This window comes from Lentzea sp. HUAS TT2, assembly GCF_051853195.1.
GTDB lineage: Bacteria > Actinomycetota > Actinomycetes > Mycobacteriales > Pseudonocardiaceae > Lentzea.
In genome coordinates, this window is the sequence record NZ_CP196667.1 from 3,600,153 (window position 1) to 3,620,210 (window position 20,058).

Below are 20,058 nucleotides of genomic sequence, written 5' to 3' on the forward strand. Positions count from 1 at the left end.
GTCCCTCGAGCGTTACGGGCGCGGGGCCGGACCGGTGTTCAGGACCTTGGGCGCCCCCCACCACGCAAGGAGCCGACCTCATGGGTCGCTATGTGCTGCGCCGTCTGCTGCAGCTGATACCGGTCTTCCTGGGGACCACTTTCCTGATCTACGCCCTCGTCTGGGCGATCCCGCAGGACCCCTTCGCGGGCAAGTGCGGCCAGCGGCCGTGTGACCCGGCCTACATCGCCGAGATGAGCCAGAAGCTCAACCTCAACGACCCGTTGGTGATCCAGTACTTCAAGTACCTGGGCAACCTGCTCGTCGGTGACTTCGGCACCACCTTCAACGGTGTCTCCGTCGGAGAGCAGATCGCCACCTCGTGGCCGATCACGCTCAAGATGGGCATCATCGCGCTGATCATCGAAGCCGTCATCGGCATCGTCGCCGGTGTCCTCACCGGTCTGCGCAAGCAGGGCTTCCTGGACAACCTCGTCCTGGTCTCGACCCTGTTCCTGATCTCGCTCCCGGTCTTCGTCACCGGTTTCGTGCTGCGGCTCTACCTCGGCCCGCAGGGCTTCGACATCATGGACACCTCGGTCAGCTCCGATCCGACGTTCGGCGAGCTGATCCTCCCCGGCTTCGTGCTCGGCAGTCTCTCGATGGCCTACGTGGCCAGGCTGACCCGCTCGAGCATCGTCGAGAACCGGCGCGCCGACTACGTGCGCACGGCCATCGCCAAGGGCCAGCCGCAGAGCCGCGTCGTCGGCATCCACCTGCTGCGCAACTCGTTGATCCCGGTGATCACGTTCCTCGGCACCGACCTCGGCAGCCTCATGGGCGGCGCGATCGTCACCGAGGGCGTCTTCAACATCAACGGCATCGGTGGCCTGATCTTCCGCGGCATCCAGGAGAAGGAAGGGATCATGGTCACGGGCATCGTGACCCTGCTCGTCCTCGTCTACCTGCTGATGAGCCTGATCGTCGACCTCCTGTACGCCGTTCTCGACCCGAGGATTCGCTATGAGTGACCCAGGATCCGTGTCCGGCGGAACCGGACTCGAGGCGTCCGCGGCGGCAGGTGTCGACCAGCTCAGCCACGTCGACGACTCGTCGCAGAAGCAGAAGAAGCCGCGCTCGCTCTGGAGCGACGCGTGGGGCGAGCTGCGCACCAAGCCCACGTTCATCATCTCGCTGGTGATCATCGCGGTCATCGTGCTGATGGCGATCTGGCCGACGCTGTTCACGTCGGTCGACCCACGTGCGGCCGATCTCGACAAGTCGCTGCAGCCGCCTTCGGGCGACGCGTGGTTCGGCTACGACCTGCAGGGCTACGACGTCTACGCCCGTGCCATGCACGGCGCCCGCGCGTCGCTGCTGGTCGGCATCTTCGCGACGCTGCTGACCGTGCTGATCGGGTCGACCATCGGCATCATCGCCGGCTACGCGAAGACGTGGATCGACAGCGTGCTGTCGCGCTTCAGCGACATCTTCGCCGGCATCCCGTTCGTGCTCGGTGCGATCGTCATCCTGACGACGCTCAACGCGCCCACGGAGAACCCCGGCGTCTTCCGGATCATCACGCAGGTGGTGCTCTCGATCGCCGTGCTGTCGTGGCCGGTGGCCATGCGCATCATGCGTTCGGCGACGCTCGTGGCGAAGCAGCAGGACTACGTCAAGGCCGCTCGCGGGCTCGGCGCGTCCCCGCTGCGGATCGTGTTCCGGCACCTGCTGCCGAACACCGTGGCGCCCGTGCTGGTGTACGCGACGATCGCCCTGGGTGCCTTCATCGGCGCCGAGGCGACGCTGGCGTTCCTCGGCATCGGCCTGCGTCCGCCGGTCGTGTCGTGGGGCGTGATGATCTCGGAGTCGCGCGACTACTTCCAGTCGGCCCCGCACATGCTGCTGTTCCCCGCGGGCTTCGTGACCATCACGGTCCTCGCGTTCGTCATGCTGGGCGACGCCGTGCGCGACGCCCTCGACCCCAAGTCCCGTTAGGGGAATCCGGTGACTCAGCCATTGCTGGAGGTCGAGGATCTCCACGTGGAATTCCGCACCCGCGACGGTGTCGCGAAGGTGCTCAACGGCGTTTCGTACCACGTCTCCGCGGGCGAAACCCTTGCTGTGCTGGGTGAGTCCGGCTCCGGCAAGTCCGTGACGGCCCAGACGATCATGGGCATCCTGGACACGCCGCCGGGGTTCATCACCAATGGTTCGATCAAGTTCCGCGGTGAGGACCTGCTGACCCAGTCGGCGGAGGAACGGCGTCAGGTGCGTGGCGAGGGCATCGCCATGATCTTCCAGGACGCGCTCTCCGCCCTGAACCCCGTGTTCACCATCGGGTTCCAGATCGAGGAGCAGCTCAAGGTCCGCCGCGGGATGTCCAAGGTGGACGCCCGCAAGCGCGCCGTCGAACTGCTCGACCAGGTGAAGATCCCGAACGCCAAGGGTCGCGTCTCGGACTACCCGCACCAGTTCTCCGGCGGTATGCGGCAGCGCGCGATGATCGCGATGTCGCTGGCGCTCGACCCGGAGCTGCTGATCGCGGACGAGCCCACGACCGCGCTGGACGTCACCGTGCAGGCCCAGATCATGGACCTGCTGGCGGAGATCCAGAAGGAACGCGACATGGGCATGATCCTGATCACCCACGACCTCGGCGTCGTCGCCGACGTCGCGGACCGGATCTCGGTCATGTACGCGGGCCGCATCGTCGAGCACGCCGACGTCTACGAGCTGTTCCGCGCGCCGGGACACCCGTACACCGAGTCGCTGCTCGAGTCCCTGCCCCGCGTGGACCTGCGCGGCCAGGAGCTCAAGACGATCAAGGGCCTGCCGCCGTCGCTGACCAACATCCCGCCGGGCTGCCCGTTCAACCCGCGCTGCCCGCGCGTGTTCGACAGGTGCTCGACCGAGGTGCCGACCGTGCACAACCTCGGCATGGGCCGCACCAGCCGGTGCCACATCGCGGAGGAGGTGGTCGCTCGTGGCTGAGGCGATCCTCGAGGTCGAGAACCTCGTCAAGCACTTCCCGGTCCGCGTCGGCGTGCTGTTCAAGCGCACCGTGGGCCACGTCAAGGCCGTCGACGGCGTCTCGTTCACCCTCAACAAGGGCGAGACCCTCGGTGTGGTGGGCGAGTCCGGTTGCGGCAAGTCCACGCTGGCCCAGGTGCTGATGCGCCTGGAACCGCCGACGTCGGGCCTCGCGCGCTTCGAAGGTCGCGACATGTTCGCGATGAAGGGCGCGGAGCTGCGCAAGCTGCGCCGCGACATCCAGATCGTCCTGCAGGACCCGTACACGTCGCTGAACCCGCGCATGACGGTCGGCGACATCGTCGGGGAGCCCTACGAGATCCACACCGAGGTCGCGCCCAAGGGCGACCGGCGGCGCAAGGTCCAGGAACTGCTGGAGACCGTGGGGCTCAACCCGGAGCACATCAACCGGTACCCGCACCAGTTCTCCGGCGGTCAGCGTCAGCGCATCGGCATCGCCCGCGCGCTCGCGTTGAAGCCCAAGGTGATCGTGTGCGACGAGCCGGTGTCCGCTCTGGACGTGTCGATCCAGGCGCAGGTCATGAACCTGCTGGGCGACCTGCAGTCCGAGATGGGCCTGTCCTACGTGTTCATCGCGCACGACCTGTCGGTGGTCCGCCACCTGTCGGACCGCGTCGCGGTGATGTACCTCGGCAAGATGGTCGAGGTCGGCACCGAGGAAGAGATCTACGAGCACCCGATGCACCCGTACACGCAGGCGCTGCTGTCCGCCGTGCCGGTGCCGGACCCGACCCAGCGCGGCCGGCGTGACGTCATCCGCCTGACGGGTGACGTGCCGTCGCCGATCGACCCGCCCTCGGGTTGCCGGTTCCGGACGCGGTGCTGGAAGGCGCAGGACATCTGCGCCACCGAGGTTCCCGAGCTCAAGGTGCGCAACGACGGTCACCTGGCCGCCTGCCACTTCGCGGAGGAGCGCGCGGTCGTCTGATGTTCATCTGGAGGAGGGGTCACGCCGCCGGTGTGGCCCCTCCTTCGTTTTGCCCGCACCTCCGGCGTTCACGGTGTTCGACGGCACCCTGCTGGTGGCTTGTCGTCACCCTCTCGGCCTAGTTGGTGATTATCCAAGTGTCTTTCGACCTGGGCGGCCGCTGCTCTTCCGGCGGTATCCCGGTTCAGGTCGTCGTCACTACTTTTCATCGCGTTCAGTTCCCGAGCCTGGGGAGTAAACAGTGGTGAAAAAGACGTTCCTGGTCGCGGTCGGAATCATCGGCGCATTGGTCGCCACCGCCGTGCCCGCCAGCGCGAGTGAAAGCGGTCTTTCCGGAAATCTGCGGAAAGGCGAGTGGGTCAACTACGGCACCCAGCGGACGGTGACCGTCGGCGGTAGCAACATCTACGTGCGCAAGACCGACGGGCCCGAGATCGACGTCAAGTGGCGTCGCTGCTCAGGCGGGGCCGAGGGATCCGCGGTGAGGCTGCAGAACGCGGACCCGACGCCGTACGTGCGGATCGGCTCGGGCTTCCGCGCGAGCACGGTCTTCTGCCTTTCCGCGAAGTCGTACGGCAGCAACTCCACGGACACCTGGAACGGCAACGTCCGCTGGAACGTGAGCTGAAAAATGCGGTTCGTTCTCCTGCTGGTGTTGTTCGCCACGGGGTGCGGCGCGAGTGCGGCCGAACCGGCCGGATATCCGGACGAGGTGCGTTCGCTCTATTCGGCGATGAAATGGCCGCCGGACGTCCGGCCCGACCTGGAGGCGCTGATCAAGGCGACGGCGCCGGCTCAGGGTGAGCAGGGCTTCGCACGTCAGGCACTCGCGGTCGTGAACACCTGCGCCTGGTACCGCTCGTGGGACGCGGCGGTCGTACGAGGAGACCAGGCACACGCGGCCACGGCGCTCGACGCCATCGAGCACCTCGTGACCCGGTACCCGCCGGAGGCCGACACGGCAGGGCGCCGGTTCGTGCGGGACGCGGCCGCCAAGGCCTCGTCCGGCGATCCGGCGCTGGTCCGCGACTACGTGGACGCGAACTGCTTCGACACCACGTGGGTCTAGGGCTCACTCACCCGCGCAGCACGTCGAAGGCGCGCTGCGCGGGTGCCCGGCCGACGAAGTCCTTGATCGCGAGCGCGCACTCGCGCGGGCTGCCGGCACCGGTGTCGACCTCGAAGTCGTAAAGACCGTGCTGATGGACGCTCTGCAGCTGTTTGACCGCCGTGCCGGGCACGCGGTCACCCCGCGCCCGTTCGCGCCTCTCCAGCTCGTCTGGAGGGCAGTGCACGCCCACGAGGACGACGTCCAGGCCCGTGAAGACGTCGAGGCAGTCTTCCAGCCGCCACGGCTCGCTCAGCAGGTAGTCGACCACCACGTCGTTGCCCGCCTGCGCCATCCCCGCCACGGCCCGGTGGAAACCCGCCCTCGTGCGCCGCAGGAGCTCCTGCTGGGCCGGCCCGTCGAGCTCCAGCGTGCGTTCGACGGAGCGCATGGCACCGAAGTCGTCGACCGCCATGGCGAAGTACGGCGTGTCCAGCACCTTCAGCAGCTCCGCGGCGATGCTCGACTTGCCGGAGCTGGACGTCCCGTTGAGGAAGACGATCACCGGCTCAGGTCCGTGATCGTCACCCCTGGGGCGACCTCGCGCATGCCGATCTCGACGAACCCGCGCTTGCGGTACAGCGCCAGCGCGGGCTCGTTCTTGGTGCCGGTGCTGACGGTCTGCGGCCCGCCCGGCACCGCGTCGAGCAACTTCGACGCGATGCCACGGCGATGCGCCCGCGGGTGCACGACCAGCCTGCAGATGTCCACAGTGGACCCGTCGAGCCGGTACGACACCGCGCCGGCGAGCCCCTCCTCGTCGTAGAGCCCGAGGAAGGTCTCGTCGCAGGCGCGGAGCTCGTCGAGCGACTCGTGCAGCGGCGGGATGCCGTCGAAGCCGATGAGCTCGGCCTCGACGGCGTACGCCAGACGTTGCACCGTCCACAGCTCGCGCAGGACGGCGTCGTCGGACAGGTCGAGGATCACGTGTTGGACGAGTTCCGCACGAACGCGGCCAGGTCCTCGGACTGCTGGATCCTGCTGGGCTCGTGGACGTACATCATGTGGCCGGCCGGGTAGTAGGCCGACTCGATGTTCGCCGTGAGCTCCTTCGGGATCTGCAGGTGCGCGATCAGGTGCTCGGCCGCGAAGTACGGCGTGGCGCCGTCGTACCAGCCGAACGCGACGTGGACCTTGAGGTGCGGGTTCGCCCGCATCGCCGCCGAGAGCTTGCCCGCCGTCGTGACGTGGCGGCCCTCGAACTCCTTGTACGACCAGTTCTCGATGACCCGCGCGAGGGTCTCGTACGGCAGGTCGCTGGAGTAGCCGAGCTCGGCGTGCACGTAGTGGTTGAGCACGGTGGAGTACGGGCCGAGGATCCCGTCGATCGACGGGTCCGCGGAGATGCCCTCGCGGCCGTAGTCGGTGTCCCAGCCGGTGAAGCGGGCGTCGATGCGGCCGACGGTCTTGCGGTCGCGCCGCAGCAGTTCGGTGAAGAACCGGATGTGCTCGATGCGCAGGTCGACCGCGTCCACGTACTCCTCGGACAGCCCGGTGAGCCTGGCGAGCTTCTCGATCGTCGCGGCGCGCTCGACGTCGGTGAGCCGGTTGCCGCGCGCGAGGGCGTAGGGGTAGTCGCGGACCGCGAACTCCTCGGCCTCGGCGAGCACCTCCTTGAGCGGACGGTCACCGTGCAGGCCGTGGTAGTGCGCGATGGCCGCGTACGTCGGCAGGAAGAGCGTGTAGCCGAGGTCGTGGCCCTCGTTGAACTCGAGTGTCGCGAAGTCCAGCACCGAGGAGATCAGCATGAGCCCGTTGAGGTACATGCCGTGCTTCTTCTGCAGGTGGTCCGCGAGGCCGGCGGCGCGGAGCGTGCCGTACGACTCGCCGCAGAGGAACTTCGGCGACATCCAGCGGCCGTTGCGCGCGGTCCAGAGCCGGATGATCTCGGCGATGGACTCGATGTCGGGCTGGTAACCGTGGTAGCTGCTGGCCTTCTCGCCCTGCGCGGCCCGCGAGAACCCGGTCGACACCGGGTCGATGAACACGAGGTCGCTCTCGGCGAGCAGGCTCTCCTCGTTGTCCGCGATGCCGTACGGCGGCGCGGTGAGGTTGCCGACGTCACCGCTGAGCACCCTGCGCGGCCCGAGGAGCCCCATGTGCAGCCACACGCTGGCGGAACCCGGTCCGCCGTTGAACGCGAAGGTCACCGGCCTCTTGAGCGGGTCGGCGCCGTCGAGCGTGTAGGTGGTGACGAACACTTCGGCCTTGGGCTTGTGGCCCTCGAACACGCCGTCCTTCGTCACCTCTTCCTTGAGCACGATCCGCCCGGCGGTGGCGGTGTAGTTCAGCTCGCGGCCCTTGACGGTGATGCTGTGCTGGGTGGTGACCAGATCATCAGCGGGAGACTCGGGCTTCTCTTCGGTCTTCTCCTCGGACATGGGAGCAACACTACGGAACTCGACGATCGAATAACGGCCTGTCGAGCGTGCCCACGCCTGGTGGAGTGGCGCGAGACGGTGGCACGCGAGAAGCGCGCGGCGTTCATGGATTGGGACTACTGGGGCAAGCCAGTGCCGAGCTTCGGTCCGTTGGACGCGTCGCTGCTCATCGTGGGTCTCGCACCCGCGGCGCACGGGGCGAACCGGACCGGGCGGATGTTCACCGGTGATCGTTCCGGCGACTTCCTGTACCGGGCGTTGTACGAGGTCGGACTGGCCTCCCAGCCCACGTCCGTGTCCGTGGACGACGGGCTGGAGCTCTACGGCGTGCGGATCGCGTCACCGGTGCGGTGCGCGCCGCCCGCGAACAAGCCGACACCCGCCGAACGTGACCGGTGCTCGCCGTTCCTGCGCGAGGAACTCGGGCTGATGACGTCGCTGCGGTCCGTCGTGGTGCTCGGGGCGTTCGGGTGGCAGGCCTTCCTGCCGTTGCTGGGGTCCGCGCGGCCCAAGTTCGGGCACGGGGTGGAGGTGGTTCTGGGCGGGTTGACCGTGTTCGGGTGCTACCACGTGTCGCAGCAGAACACGTTCACCGGGAAGCTGACCCAGGAGATGCTGCAGGACGTGCTGAAACGGGCGATGAGCTCTGCCTAGGGCGCGTCGATGAGGCGAGCCGTCGCACCGACTGCGCTGTGAGAACACGCTCATCAAGATCAAATCAGCGTTCTGAACGCCCTTCTGGAGAGGCGTTCCGCGCATTCGTCTGTTCCAGGTTCCCCGGAACAGTGTGGAACGGCCGAGACGGAGCCCAGCTGACTGGGCTGGTGCGAAGGCGCTCGGGACAGTCGGTCAACACGTTCTTCGAGGCCACACCTGCAAGTTGGCCGAAGGATCATCCGAAGTCCGCTGGTGCGTGTAAGGCTGTCCGGCATGAAGTGGTGGCGGGCCGGGGTGGCGGTGGCGGCGTTGCTGATCGTCGTCGTCGCGGCCGGCGGCACGTCCCCTGTCACGTTCGTCAACCGCCTGGACAGCCGCCCGCCGCCGCAGGACAGCGCGCCGCAGCTGGACGTCCCGCTGCCGAACGAGCTGCCGGGCGCGCTCGCCGTGCCGATCACCGTGTACCTGCTACTGCTCGTGGGGCTGGTCCTGTTCGGACTGGTTGGGATCATCCTCGCGTTCGAGCTGCCCCGGTGGCGCCGGCGTCGCGGGGTGCGCGGGGTGGAGATCGAGGGCGCCGAGTTCGGGGAGTCCGCGGTCGTGCGGCGCGTCGAGAAGGCGTTGCAGCAGTTCACCCAGCACCCGAACCGGCCGCCGCGCGACGCCGTGATCGCCGCCTGGGTCGCACTCGAAGCCACCGAGGAGCGCCTGCCGCACCAGACGCCCACCGAGTTCACCGAGAAGCTCGGCGTGGACGCGGTCGTGCTGAAGGACCTCTACCAACGCGCGCGGTTCGGGCACGAGGACGTGACGCCCGCGCAAGCCCAGCAGGCGCAACAAGAGTTGAGCCGCATCGTCCGGGAGCTCGCATGAGGACCGTGCTGGCACTGGTGGTCGGGGTGATCATCGGCGTGGTGATCTGGTGGCTCGGCGCCTCGCCGGCGTGGGCCGTGGCGCTGGCCGTGCCGCCGACCGCGTTCGGCGTGCTGGTCACGAGGTTGCCGCGGGCCACCGACATCGTCTGGAGCTCGGCACCGCCGCCGCCCGGTTCCATCAGCACCGCGCACGCCAGCACGCTCGCGAGCAGGCTCACCGAGGCGGCGGAGGACCCGAGGCGCTACCGGGAACGGTTTAGCGCCCGGCTGGCACGACTGGGGATCGAGGCGTCCGAGATGCCCGGCCCGAAGGAACTCGCGGAGAGGCTCAGGAGGGTCGAGTGACCATTTCGCTGGAGGCCAAAGCGGTCCTCGACGAGATCGGCAAGGTCGTCGTCGGGCGCACGCGCACGCTGCGGCTCGCGCTGGCGGCCGTGCTGGCCGGCGGGCACGTGCTGCTGGAGGACGTGCCCGGCCTGGGCAAGACGCTGATCGCGCGGTCGCTCGCGCAGGCCCTGTCGCTGGACTTCCGCCGGTTGCAGTGCACGCCGGACCTGCTGCCCGCGGACGTCACCGGCTCGTTCCTCTACGACCCCGGCAGCCGCGAGTTCGAGTTCCACCAGGGGCCCGTGTTCGCCGGGCTGCTGCTGGCCGACGAGATCAACCGCACGCCGCCGAAGACGCAGTCGGCGTTGCTGGAGGCCATGCAGGAGCGGCAGGTCACGGTCGAGGGGCGCACGTTCCCGTTGCCCAGGCCGTTCCACGTGCTCGCCACCTCGAACCCCGTGGAGTACGAGGGCACCTACCCGTTGCCGGAGGCGCAGCTCGACCGGTTCCTGGTGCGGCTCGACATCGGCTACCCGCCCGCCGAGGAAGAGGTCGAGGTCCTGCGGCGGCGGATCGCGCGGCAGCGGGAGGAGGCCGAGGTGGCGCCGGTGCTGGCCGCCGGAAGGCTCGCGGAGCTGCAGGCGGAGCTGGAGAAGACCACTGTGGACGACGATCTCCTGCGGTACTGCGTGGATCTGGCGGTCGCGACGCGCAAGCACCAGTCCGTCGAGGTCGGCGCTTCCCCGCGAGGTGCGCAGGCGCTCGTGCTCGTCGCCCGCGCACTGGCCACTTTGGACGATCGTGCGTACGTGACGCCCGAGGACGTCAAGGAGTGCGCGGTCGCCGTGCTGGCGCACCGGCTCGTGATGAAGCCCGAGACGTGGACGTCCGGCGTGACCGGTGTGCAGGTCGTCACCGAGCTGCTCGGCAAGGTTCCGGGCCCGCCCAGCTCATGAGCAGGGCGGACAAGATCAGGGAGGCGTTCGCCCAGTCGCACGGCGCGCACTGGCATCCGACGGACGCGTACTCGCGTGCCGTCTGGCTGGGCGTCGGGCTCGTCGTCGGCGGGATGTTCCTGCACCAGGTCGAGCTGGTGCTGTTCGGCGTGCCGCTGATCCTGTCCGTACTGCTCACCAGCAAACCCCGTGGCACGCCCACGGTCAGCGTTCGTCCGGTGCCGCGCGGGGCGGGCATGGGTGTCGTGCACACCGTCGCGCACCTCGACGGCGCCGACGCCGAGATCGCGGTGGTCAAGCTGCCCGGTGGCGTGCGGGCGGTCCCCGCGCACTCGCCCGACCTGCCGGTGGAGATCAAGCGCGACGCGTGGGGTCCCGGCGTCGACCTGCGGCTGGACCACCTGTTCGCCGGGCCGGACGGCATGCACGTCTACGGGCCGATCGTGGGCGTTGAGCACGTCCGCACGATCCTGCCGCCCGTCGAACACGACCCGGCAGGCCCGTTGCCGCCCCGGCCGGCCGGACTGGTCGGCATCCACCGCTCGCCGCGCGCCGGTGACTCGACCGAGCTGCGCGACATCAGGGCGTTCCAGCCGGGGGACAGGCTCAAGCGCATCGACTGGCGTGTCACGACCCGCACCGGCACCGTGCACGTCCGCGAACGGCACGCCGAGGCCGACGCGGAGATCGTGCTGGCCCTGGACACCCGTGCCGACGTGGGCGCGGACGTGGCGGAGTGGGCGTCTCCGCACTACGGCTCGGCGACGCGGCCCGGTGGCAGCCTGGACCGCGCGGTGCGGCAGGCGGCGTCGATGGCCGCGGGCTACCTGCGGCAGGGCGACCGGGTGGGGTTGATGGACCTGTCACGGCCGCAGCTCAACGTGCGTTCCGGCGTCGGACGGCGACACCTGATGCGCATCCGCACACAGCTGGTCGTGTGCGTGCAGGCCGCCGGATGGTCGTCGCGCGTGGCGTTGCGCAAGCTGCCGCACGGGTGCGTGGTCGTGGTGCTGTCGCCGTTCCTCGACGACGACATCGCGGAGCTGGCCGTGCAGACGCGCAAGCACGGACACGTCGTGCTGGCGATCAACACGTTGCCGATGTCCTTGAAACCCGACGACGAGACGCCGTGGGGTGAGGTCGCGGCCGAGATGATCGCCGCGGAGCACCGGCTGCGGCTGCGTCGGATGGCCGAGCACGGCGTGGTGGTGACGCGCGAATGCTGATGCGGCTGGCGATCGTGCTCGCGGCGTTGCCCGTGGCGCTGATCCTGCACCTGGAGTCGTCGTCGATCGGGCCGTTGCTGATCGTCTCGGGGCTGACGGTGCTCACCGTGCTGATGCCGGGGAGCGCGGGCGCGGCGTTGCTGATCGGCTACGCGGCCCTGGCGATGGCGTTCGCCGACGGGCACCCGTTGCGGCTCGAAGTGCTGATCATGATTCCGGCGCTGCACCTCATTCACGTGACGTCCGCGCTGGCCGCGGTCGTTCCGGTGAAAACGAAAATCGAGCCCGTTGCGCTGAAAGCACCAGCGTGCCGGTTCGCCATTGTCCAAGTGATCACTTTTGTCGTCACCGCGTTCGCCGCGATCACCCCGTCGGGTGCCGGTATCGGGCTCGTGGAGGTGCTCGGACTGGGGGCTCTGACGGTCCTCATCGGGGTCGTCGCGCTGAGGATCTGAATCGACTCTCTCAGGGAGAACGGCTCGACTTCCGGTGGAGGCGCAGGTCAGCCGCGATCGTGTCCGGCGTCACCGCGCGACGGTAGTCACAACAGCCCCTTCGGACGCGCGAAAAAGGGGGTCCTGGTGCGACCATATGTGTATGGCTGCTGTGAAGTCGCACCCCACTCGGATTGTCATTGTCGGCGGTGGGTACGTCGGGATGTACACGGCTCTCGGACTGCAGAAGAAACTGCGCTCCGGTGAGGCGTCCGTGACGGTAATCGACCCGCAGCCGCACATGACCTACCAGCCCTTCCTGCCAGAAGCGGCGGCCGGCTCGATCGAGCCGCGCCACGTCGTCGCTCCACTGCGCAAGGTGCTCAAGCGCTGCCACGTCGTCACCGGCCGCGTCACCAAGATCGAGCACTCGCGCAAGATCGTGACCGCCGAGCTGTCGGACGGCCACGTCGAGGAGATCGAGTACGACGTGCTCGTCTCCGCGCTGGGTGCGATCTCCCGCACGCTTCCGATCCCCGGCCTGGCCGAGGTCGGCATCGGCATGAAGACGATCGGCGAGGCGATCTACGTCCGCAACCACGTGCTGTCGCGCCTGGACCAGGCAGCGAGCACGAACAACGCGGACCTGCGCAAGAAGCTGCTCAGCTTCGTCGTCATCGGTGGTGGCTTCGCGGGCATCGAGACGCTCGCCGAGCTCGAGGACATGACGCGGTATGCGCTTCGGTACTACGAGGGCATCAAGCCCGAAGAGATGAACTGGGTCCTGGTCGAGGCCGCCGGGCGGATCATGCCCGAGGTGTCCGCCAAGCTCGGCGCGTGGACCGTCGAGGCGCTGGAGAAGCGCGGCATGAAGATCTACCTCGACACCCGTGTGAAGTCCCTCGAGGGCGGCCACGTCATCCTCGACGACGGCACCGAGTTCGACTCCGACACGATCATCTGGACCGCCGGCATGAAGGCGAACCCGGTGCTGCGCAACACGGACCTCCCGCTCGACGAGCGCGGCCGCGTCCGGTGCACCGCCGCCATGCAGGTCCAGGGCCTCGAAGGCGTGTGGGCCGCCGGTGACTGCTCCGCGGTGCCGGACCTCTCGCGCACCGAGGAGGACCCGACGGCGACGTGCGTGCCGAACGCGCAGCACGCCATCCGCCAGTCGAAGCTGCTGTCCAAGAACATCGTCGCGTCGCTGCGCGGCCAGAAGCCGAAGGACTACTTCCACAAGTACCTCGGCTCGGTCGCGGGCCTCGGCCTCTACAAGGGCGTCGCGGACGTGTTCGGCCTGCGCTTCAAGGGCGTGCCGGCGTGGTTCATGCACCGCAGCTACCACGTGGCGTTCATGCCGACCGTGAACCGCAAGCTCCGCGTGCTGATGGACTGGACGCAGGCGCTGTTCTACGGCCGCGAGATCGTCGCCCTGGGTCAGATCAACGACCCGAAGTCGGACTTCGACCGCGCAGTGCAGTCCTAGGTTTAACGCTCTGTAGTGACGTTATGCCCCGAACGAGGTCCTCGTTCGGGGCATCTCGTTGCTCTGGGGGCCGAACTTGAGCGCCCAATCGGAGTAAGCTCCGAGGGTCGCCTTGACATTGCGTTACGTGTTTCGGAGACTACGGCTGGTGCATCACCTGAATGCGTGATTCGCCATGTGGGGAGAGAGGTGATCCCGATGTCTCTCGAGGAGCTGGCCGCACAGCTTCGTCGTGGCGAGATCGAGGACCCCGCGCTGGCGCAGTACGCCGCAGAGTACGCGCAGGCGGGGCAGGTTTTCCGCAGCAAGAAGGACGATTGAGCAGGTCGGCTGACGGGCGGGTGCCAGGTGCCCCGTCCGAGGCTGCCAGACCGCTTCTGCTGCAGGGCCAGGAATACCTCTTCCGCTCCCCGCCCAAGTGTCTGGACTTCCAGGAACAGGTCCACCGCCTCGGCATGGTCGACGAGGGCGACGGCAACCCGCAACCCTGCGTACTGGTCCTGGCTCGCGCCGCCGACATGGAGATGAACGAACTCTCCATCGCACTGGCAGAGCGCGGCATCCGGATGGCCCGCATAGACGCAGACCGCTGCGTGGACCTCCCGCTCTCGGTCTACACGGACCAGCCCCTGATCGAACTGGACCGCTGGCTCCTGCGCCCGCTGCTCGTCTGGCGCCGCCACTTCGAACTCTCCGCGGTCCCGGTGGAACCAGGAACCCTCGCCGGCGCCTACGCCGTCGACCAGTGGGCCTCAGTGGCCAACTGGCTGTCCTCCCGCTCCGACTGGGCTCACGTGAACCCGTCGCGCTTCTCAACGCACCTGGACCGTCTCACGCAGCTTTCCGACGCGTCTGCCTTCGGTCTCCGTGTGCCCCGCACGGCCGTAACGACCCGTCCAGGCCGCACGCGCCCAGGCGGCGGCGCCTGCATCGTCAAAACGGCAGGCAGGCACCTGCTGGAGCCACGCCCAGGTGTCCAGCACGGCCTCTTCCCGCGCCCACTGGAAACCTCGCGCGCCTCAGACGCCCCAGAACCAGCCCCTGTGATCGTCCAGGAGTACGTCCCCTCGGACACCGAACTGCGCGTGTTCGTGGTGGGCGAACAGTGCATCGCCTTCCAGGTGGACAAGCTCGACCCGGCCCAGCTCTGGGTGGACCCGGACGCCGTCCGCGTGACCCCGACCTCGGTCCCGGCATCACTCCAGGACAGGCTGCTGGCCCTGGCCCGCCACTGGCGCGTGCAGGTGGCCGCGTTCGACCTCCTGGTGACAGGCCGCGACCACGTGTTCCTGGAGATCAACGTCAACTGCGACTGGCGCTGGTTCGAACACCGCGCCGACGACAACAGCGTCTCCACGGCCGTGCACGACTGGGTGGCGATGCGCTTCAAGGAGCTGCTCGGCGCGGGGAGGGCACGCTGATGTTCGGGTCCGTTCGACGCTTACCCGGATGCTCGCTCTAGTCCAATTCGCTGGGCCGCTCGGGCGAGAAACGACCATCCGCTCACACAAGCCGACGATCAACGCCTAGGCTCACCGCGCCCCCGTAGCCCAATCGGTAGAGGCAGGTCCCTTAAAAGGATCACAGTACGGGTTCGAATCCCGTCGGGGGCACCAACTAGATCCGTACCAGGATTCGGTGCTTGATCAGGCGTTTTGTGCTCTGCGGCCACCGCTTCGGCGATCCGTTCGGCCGTACTGCTACCTCCGAAAGATGCTCGGAGGGGAGCCGGAGAGTAACCAGAAGTTGATCATGGTCATCGTTCAGGCGGACGCCAAGCCGGGTGATCTTGATCAGGCGTCGTAGCAGCAGGTCAGGAGCCTTGCTCAGGTTCGCGACCAGGTACGGAAGTGCATCAAGTGGCGCGGCCTCCTCGCCGGTCGGCCCGATTGGCACTGTTGTACCAATCGATGTGGTGTTCGTCACGAGCGTCCGCTCGGCTTGTTCGGCCGAGCGAGCGCTGCGCTGCGTGCAACCGCCCCTGATCGGGTAACACCCGGTCGGGCTACATGCGATCTTGTGGTTACTGATCGTTGTAGTGAGGGTGGTGGCCCGTTCCCCATGCGCGAGCTTCTCCGTGACGTTCTGCTGTTGCAGCCCCAGTGGACCTCCAAGAACACGCCTGAGATGGAGAGGCGTGGTCGGCTGGTGCGGCACGACGTGGCGGGATGGCTGCGGGAACAGTTGCCCGCGCTTGTGCGTGCCGCGCCGGTCGAGATCGACTGGGGCGTGCAGGCGAAGGACGCCACGGGTGGCAAGTCCGAGATTCCGTGGGCTCGGGTGCATTCGCTCCGCCGCTCGTCCTCCGCGACCATGGGCTGGTACGTCGTCTATCTGTTCGGGGCACAGGGTGATCGTGTCTACCTGTCGTTGATGCAGGGCGCGACCCGTTGGGAGAACACCGAGTTTCCCGCCCGTCCCAAGGAGGAGCTGCTGCAGCGGGCTCGGTGGGCGCGTGGGGTGTTGGAGACACGGCTGCGCGCGCGTCCGGACCTGGTCGAGAAGATCGAGCTCAAGGCGCGTGGGTCGAAGTTGGGGCCCGCGTACGAGAACGGGAACGTCGTCGCGTTCGACTACCCGTTGGAGGCGTTGCCTTCCGACGAGGTGCTCGTCGAGGACCTGACCTTCCTCGTCTCCGTTCTGAGCGAGCTGTACGAGATCGTGGATCACTCGGTCGACATTCCTGGCGAGCCGGCCCCCGAGATCGCCGACGCCGAGGTCGAGGCCGAGCATTCGGCGGGCAAGGCGCGGCGCGGGTGGGGGCTTCGGCAGAACGCCGAGGAGCGCATCGCCATCGAACGGCGTGCTGTCGCCGTGGCCACGGAGTACCTCGTGGGTGAGGGGTACCGGGTCAAGGACGTCGGAGCCACCAAGTCGTACGACCTCGATGCCCGACGCGCTGGGGAGCGGCTGTACGTCGAGGTCAAGGGCACCACGACGACGTGGACGGACGCGTCCGAGATCATGCTGACGAAGAACGAGGTCGCCCTGCACCAGGACAAGTACCCGCGGAACATGCTGCTGATCGTCAGCCGCATCGTGCTCGACCGCTCGGGCACGGCGTCCGGTGGTGTCTTGCGGGTGATCCACCCGTGGCAGATCGAGGTGCCCAACCTGACGCCTGTGTCGTACCGGTACCTCGTCGGGGAGTAGGTCACCAGGTCGGGCGGGCCGTCACGCCTCCGTCCACCACAAGATCCTGACCGGTGATCCAAGAAGCCAACTCCGAAGCCAGGAACACACAAGCGTTCCCGACGTCCTCAGGCGTCCCCAGCCGACTCAACGGCGCCGCGGCCTGCCACCGCGCGACCCCTTCCGGCCACTGCTCCGAGATACCGGGCCGGGCGATCAGCCCAGGCGACACGGTGTTCACGCGGATCCCGAGCGGCCCGTACTCCAACGCCGCCGCACGCGCGTGCATGATCAGTCCCGCCTTCGACACGGCGTAGTGGGCATGCCCCGGCGCCGGATGGGTGCCCTCGATCGACGCGATGTGGGTGACCGACCCACCGCGAGGCAGATGCCGAACCGCGGCCTGGGTGACGGCGAACGGCCCGGTCAGGTTGATGTCCACAACGGACTGCCACTGCGCAGAAGTCATGCCAGACAAAGGTTCCACAGGCTGCACCCCGGCGTTGTTGACGACCGCGTCCAGCCGACCGTGCCGGGCGAAGGCGTCGTCGACCACGCGCTGAGCGGAGTCCCGCAGGTCGCCGTCCTCCACACCCCGATGCCGCACGACCAGAGCGCCCGCATCCAGAAACCGCTGCGCGATGCCGTTGCCGATCGTGCCGGAAGTGCCGGTGACCAGCACCACCTTGCCGCTGAGATCGATCACGAGACGATGCCCTCCACACGTTGTGCCAGCCACTGCACGATCTCACCCCGGCCGGCGACGAAGGCGTTCGTGCCGATGGAGTGGAACTCGCCGCCCGCCTCGCGGACCAGCACCGCGCCCGCGGCCACGTCCCACGGGAACACGCCGATGTTCGCCGCCGCGTCGGCACGGCCGGTTGCCACCCAGGCGAGCGAGAGGGCCGTCGAGTAGACGCGGCGGACGTCGGCCAGGGCCAGCAGTTCGCCCAGCAGCTCCATCTCGCCGGTGTACGGGCTGCCGGGGAGCGGAATGTCGGTCAGCACCAACGGCCGTGGGCTCGAGCCCGGAGTGATCACCAGACCAGAGGACTGCACGCTGAACGGCACGCCGACAGCCGCGGTGAAGAGTTCGTCGCGGAACGGGTCGAGCACGCAGCCGGCGACCAGCACACCGTCGACAGCGGCGGCGACCGAGATGCAGGACAAGGGCAGACCGCGCACGAAGTTCCGCGTGCCGTCGATCGGGTCGACGTACCAGGTCACGGGTGCAGAAGAACTACCCAACTCCTCGCCGACCACCGCGGACCCCGGAGCGCCTGCGACCAGGGCGGACCGCAGGAACGCCTCGACCTCGACGTCGGCCGAGCTGACCTGGTCGTAGGTGCCCTTCGCGGACACGTCGACGTGGATGTCGCGCAGCAGCTTGGCGGCGTCCACGCAGGAGTCCACGGCCAGCGAGAGGAGATCGCGAGGAGTCACGGGGCCCATTGTGATCGGTCACAAACACGACCGGGTGACTCTGGGCAACGTCCCACCCCCGCACGTGACGTGAGCCACCACGATGAGCAGGTCTGACAACGACGTTGGAGGTTCGGATGCGGATCGTGGCCGGGTTGGCTGTCGTGGCGATGTTGGTCGCCGGAACAAGCACCGCGCAGGCGGACACGCTCGACTACGTGGCGTTGGGGGATTCGGCGGCGGCCGGGCCGTTGATTCCCAACCAGGATCCGGCGCTGTGGTGTCTGCGGAGCAGTGACAACAACTACCCGCGGATCGCGGCGAAGATCCTCAACGCGAACCTCACCGACGTCACGTGTTCGGGGGCGACGACGGACGACTTCGCGCAGAGGCAGTTCGGGTTCGTGAAGCCGCAGTACGACGCGCTGAAGTCCACGACGGACCTGGTGTCGATCACCATCGGCGGCAACGACGTGGGGCTCGTGCAGACGGCGCTGGGCTGCATCAACCTGCTTCCCGAACCCGCCGGGTTCTCCTGCAAGGCGCGGCTCACGGCCGGTGGTGACCAGGTCGCCGCGGCCATCAGGAACTGGGCGCCGGAGTTCGGGGCGGCGCTCGACGAGGTCAAGCGGCGGGCGCCGCACGCGAAGATCCTCGTCACCGGGTACGGCACCTACATCCGGCCCGGCGGCTGCTACCCGGCCCAGCCGATCTGGGCGCGCGACGCCGACTACCTGCAGGGATCGGTGAACCTGCTCAGCGCCACGGCCAAGGCGGAGGCCGAGAAGCGCGGTGCCACCTACGTCGACCTCGCTGCCGTCAGCGTCGGGCACGACACCTGTGCCAAGCCCGCCGACCGGTACCTGGAAGGCCTGATCCCGACGACGATCGCGGCGCCGTTGCACCCCAACGCGGCCGGCATGGCGGCTTTCGGGGCTACGGTCGCGCGCGCCGCGCAGCAAGCGCAGCCGTCAAAAGCGTGACGTGCTCGATGCGGGTCGGGTCGAGGCCGGTCAGTTCGGCGACGCGTCGGAGCCGGTAGTCGACGGTGTTCGGGTGCACGTGCAGTTCTGAGGCGGCCGGCCTGCGCGAACCTCGGCGCAGGTAGACCTCCAGCGTCTGCACCAGTTCGTCGGTCAGGGGCGCGACCATCGCCGCCAACGGTTCCAGGGCGGCGCTGGGCCGGGAGAGCTGGTACTCCAGCAGAACGTCGGTCAGCCGGTAGAGGCCCGGCCCTGAACGCAGAGCGACGGCGAGCACCTCGCGTGCCAGCGCGGCGGCGGTCGCGACCCCGGAGGGTGGGGCCGCGACCGCCGCCACCGTCAGAGGCACCCCCGATGCTCGGGCCACGTCCGCCACGATCCGGTCCAGCGGCAGGTCCTCGCCGGGCAGCAGGGCCAGGCCGCCTTCGGGGGTGAGCGACGACAGGACCGGTTCGCGGCTGTGTCGTTCGAGCTCCGCGCGCAGGCGGCGCAGCTTGCGGCGGGAGGCGACGGCCGCGTCCACGCCCGCCAGCAGTTCGTCGGGATGCGGCGGCACGTCCAGGGCCAGCACGACGAAAGGTCCTTGCGCCTCAACGGTTCCGGCCAGCAGTCCGGTCAGCAACGTGGCGCGTGCGGAGCGTTCGTCGTCGAACATCGTCTGGCGTTCGTCGAGGTAGCCCGCGCTCACCACGGGCGTCACGAGCTGCAAGTACCGCAGTGCCAGCGCGTTCAGGGCCAGCACGTCCGCGACCTCCTCCGGCCGCGCCTCGGGCACCAGCGTCTCCCACACGACCTGGATGCCCACGTGGTACGCCGTGAGCACCACGTCGATCGGCACGCCCTCCTCGGCCCGGCGGGCCGCCGACTCGCGCAGGAACCCCAGCTCCTCGGAGGAAGGCAACTCGCCGGAGGCCAGCACCTCTGCGAACGCGCGCAGGGCGTGCTCGGTGACGCGGTAGATGTCGCCGGCGAGCTCCTCCTCCGGCAGCTGGGCGTACGCGGGCACGCGCTCCACCAGCGACGCGATCACCTGCCGCACGAACGACGGCATCTCGGCGACGAGCCGCGCGGCCAGCGGGCGGCCACCGATCACGTAGGACATCCCGT

At 68.4% G+C, this 20,058-nt stretch carries 24 protein-coding genes and 1 tRNA gene; 18 read left to right on the forward strand and 7 right to left on the reverse strand.

The genetic code is table 11. From position 1 onward, the window contains the following. Window positions 1-80 precede the first annotated feature (80 nt). The 6 genes from ACSHWB_RS18140 (at window position 81) to ACSHWB_RS18165 (ending at window position 5,030) form a co-directional block, all read left to right on the forward strand. Window positions 81-1,010 (forward strand): ABC transporter permease, encoded by a 930-nt coding sequence (locus ACSHWB_RS18140; protein WP_439663188.1) that lies wholly within the window; start codon window positions 81-83, stop codon window positions 1,008-1,010. Further along, window positions 1,003-1,977 carry an ABC transporter permease gene (locus tag ACSHWB_RS18145; protein WP_439663189.1) on the forward strand — a complete coding sequence of 325 codons (975 nt, stop codon included), beginning with the start codon at window positions 1,003-1,005 and terminating at the stop codon, window positions 1,975-1,977. Before ACSHWB_RS18140 ends, ACSHWB_RS18145 begins: the two co-directional genes overlap by 8 nt. Before the next feature lie 9 nt (window positions 1,978-1,986). After that, entirely contained in the window at window positions 1,987-2,973 is a 987-nt protein-coding gene (locus ACSHWB_RS18150; RefSeq protein WP_439663190.1) for an ABC transporter ATP-binding protein, read from the forward strand. Further along, window positions 2,966-3,961, forward strand: a complete 996-nt coding sequence (locus ACSHWB_RS18155; RefSeq protein ID WP_439663191.1) for an ABC transporter ATP-binding protein — start codon at window positions 2,966-2,968, stop codon at window positions 3,959-3,961. Before ACSHWB_RS18150 ends, ACSHWB_RS18155 begins: the two co-directional genes overlap by 8 nt. 244 nt (window positions 3,962-4,205) lie before the next feature. Then, window positions 4,206-4,589: a hypothetical protein gene (locus tag ACSHWB_RS18160; RefSeq protein WP_093602676.1), complete on the forward strand. Its 384-nt coding sequence runs from the start codon at window positions 4,206-4,208 to the stop codon at window positions 4,587-4,589. 3 nt (window positions 4,590-4,592) lie between these two features. Continuing rightward, entirely contained in the window at window positions 4,593-5,030 is a 438-nt protein-coding gene (locus ACSHWB_RS18165; protein WP_439663192.1) for a hypothetical protein, read from the forward strand. A 7-nt stretch (window positions 5,031-5,037) separates the two neighbouring features. Here the strand turns inward: ACSHWB_RS18165 and ACSHWB_RS18170 are convergent, their stop codons facing one another. Genes ACSHWB_RS18170 through ACSHWB_RS18180 form a run of 3 tightly spaced genes read right to left on the reverse strand, consistent with a single transcriptional unit; the run spans window position 5,038 to window position 7,450 of the window. Continuing rightward, entirely contained in the window at window positions 5,038-5,574 is a 537-nt protein-coding gene (locus ACSHWB_RS18170) for a chloramphenicol phosphotransferase CPT family protein (RefSeq protein ID WP_439663193.1), read from the reverse strand. Further along, on the reverse strand, window positions 5,571-5,996 hold the full coding sequence (locus tag ACSHWB_RS18175) for a GNAT family N-acetyltransferase (RefSeq protein WP_439663194.1): 426 nt from the start codon (window positions 5,994-5,996) through the stop codon (window positions 5,571-5,573). The genes ACSHWB_RS18170 and ACSHWB_RS18175 overlap by 4 nt, the downstream gene beginning before the upstream one ends. Beyond that, a complete protein-coding gene (locus ACSHWB_RS18180) occupies window positions 5,993-7,450 on the reverse strand; it encodes a S10 family peptidase (RefSeq protein ID WP_439663195.1) in 1,458 nt (485 codons plus the stop codon). Before ACSHWB_RS18180 ends, ACSHWB_RS18175 begins: the two co-directional genes overlap by 4 nt. Window positions 7,451-7,480: 30 nt before the next feature. Here ACSHWB_RS18180 and ACSHWB_RS18185 point away from each other — a divergent pair, with 30 nt between their 5' ends. The 10 genes from ACSHWB_RS18185 to ACSHWB_RS18230 all read left to right on the forward strand — a co-directional run bounded on the left by ACSHWB_RS18185 (window position 7,481) and on the right by ACSHWB_RS18230 (window position 15,030). Further along, window positions 7,481-8,104, forward strand: a complete 624-nt coding sequence (locus ACSHWB_RS18185; RefSeq protein ID WP_439664624.1) for a uracil-DNA glycosylase — start codon at window positions 7,481-7,483, stop codon at window positions 8,102-8,104. A 276-nt stretch (window positions 8,105-8,380) separates the two neighbouring features. Next, a complete protein-coding gene (locus ACSHWB_RS18190; protein WP_439663196.1) occupies window positions 8,381-8,980 on the forward strand; it encodes a DUF4129 domain-containing protein in 600 nt (199 codons plus the stop codon). Then, entirely contained in the window at window positions 8,977-9,327 is a 351-nt protein-coding gene (locus ACSHWB_RS18195; RefSeq protein ID WP_439663197.1) for a hypothetical protein, read from the forward strand. Before ACSHWB_RS18190 ends, ACSHWB_RS18195 begins: the two co-directional genes overlap by 4 nt. Beyond that, window positions 9,324-10,265, forward strand: coding sequence for an AAA family ATPase (locus ACSHWB_RS18200; protein ID WP_439663198.1), 942 nt, complete (start codon window positions 9,324-9,326; stop codon window positions 10,263-10,265). Before ACSHWB_RS18195 ends, ACSHWB_RS18200 begins: the two co-directional genes overlap by 4 nt. Beyond that, entirely contained in the window at window positions 10,262-11,491 is a 1,230-nt protein-coding gene (locus tag ACSHWB_RS18205; protein ID WP_439663199.1) for a DUF58 domain-containing protein, read from the forward strand. The genes ACSHWB_RS18200 and ACSHWB_RS18205 overlap by 4 nt, the downstream gene beginning before the upstream one ends. Beyond that, window positions 11,485-11,946 carry a hypothetical protein gene (locus tag ACSHWB_RS18210; RefSeq protein WP_439663200.1) on the forward strand — a complete coding sequence of 154 codons (462 nt, stop codon included), beginning with the start codon at window positions 11,485-11,487 and terminating at the stop codon, window positions 11,944-11,946. The genes ACSHWB_RS18205 and ACSHWB_RS18210 overlap by 7 nt, the downstream gene beginning before the upstream one ends. Window positions 11,947-12,088: 142 nt before the next feature. Continuing rightward, window positions 12,089-13,414, forward strand: coding sequence for an NAD(P)/FAD-dependent oxidoreductase (locus ACSHWB_RS18215; RefSeq protein WP_439663201.1), 1,326 nt, complete (start codon window positions 12,089-12,091; stop codon window positions 13,412-13,414). Between the two features lie 198 nt (window positions 13,415-13,612). Then, complete coding sequence (locus ACSHWB_RS18220) at window positions 13,613-13,735, forward strand: hypothetical protein (protein ID WP_256238980.1); 123 nt, start codon at window positions 13,613-13,615, stop codon at window positions 13,733-13,735. After that, complete coding sequence (locus tag ACSHWB_RS18225) at window positions 13,732-14,835, forward strand: ATP-grasp domain-containing protein (RefSeq protein ID WP_439663202.1); 1,104 nt, start codon at window positions 13,732-13,734, stop codon at window positions 14,833-14,835. The genes ACSHWB_RS18220 and ACSHWB_RS18225 overlap by 4 nt, the downstream gene beginning before the upstream one ends. A 118-nt stretch (window positions 14,836-14,953) precedes the next feature. After that, a tRNA-Leu gene (locus ACSHWB_RS18230) sits at window positions 14,954-15,030 on the forward strand. A gap of 1 nt (window position 15,031) precedes the next feature. Here ACSHWB_RS18230 and ACSHWB_RS18235 read toward each other — a convergent pair. Continuing rightward, a complete protein-coding gene (locus ACSHWB_RS18235; protein ID WP_439663203.1) occupies window positions 15,032-15,340 on the reverse strand; it encodes a hypothetical protein in 309 nt (102 codons plus the stop codon). Between the two features lie 135 nt (window positions 15,341-15,475). Here ACSHWB_RS18235 and ACSHWB_RS18240 point away from each other — a divergent pair, with 135 nt between their 5' ends. Beyond that, window positions 15,476-16,567, forward strand: a complete 1,092-nt coding sequence (locus tag ACSHWB_RS18240; RefSeq protein WP_439663204.1) for an MrcB family domain-containing protein — start codon at window positions 15,476-15,478, stop codon at window positions 16,565-16,567. 1 nt (window position 16,568) lies between these two features. On the opposite strand, the gene ACSHWB_RS18245 is transcribed toward ACSHWB_RS18240, so the two are convergent. Beyond that, window positions 16,569-17,252, reverse strand: coding sequence for an SDR family NAD(P)-dependent oxidoreductase (locus tag ACSHWB_RS18245; RefSeq protein ID WP_439663205.1), 684 nt, complete (start codon window positions 17,250-17,252; stop codon window positions 16,569-16,571). Then, window positions 17,249-17,989, reverse strand: a complete 741-nt coding sequence (locus tag ACSHWB_RS18250) for an inositol monophosphatase family protein (RefSeq protein WP_439663206.1) — start codon at window positions 17,987-17,989, stop codon at window positions 17,249-17,251. The genes ACSHWB_RS18245 and ACSHWB_RS18250 overlap by 4 nt, the downstream gene beginning before the upstream one ends. A 116-nt stretch (window positions 17,990-18,105) precedes the next feature. Between ACSHWB_RS18250 and ACSHWB_RS18255 the strand changes: the two genes are divergently transcribed. Next, on the forward strand, window positions 18,106-18,951 hold the full coding sequence (locus ACSHWB_RS18255) for an SGNH/GDSL hydrolase family protein (protein WP_439663207.1): 846 nt from the start codon (window positions 18,106-18,108) through the stop codon (window positions 18,949-18,951). On the opposite strand, the gene ACSHWB_RS18260 is transcribed toward ACSHWB_RS18255, so the two are convergent. Next, window positions 18,905-20,053, reverse strand: coding sequence for a PucR family transcriptional regulator (locus tag ACSHWB_RS18260; protein WP_439663208.1), 1,149 nt, complete (start codon window positions 20,051-20,053; stop codon window positions 18,905-18,907). The two genes, ACSHWB_RS18255 and ACSHWB_RS18260, sit on opposite strands and share 47 nt — an antisense overlap. Window positions 20,054-20,058: the final 5 nt, after the last annotated feature.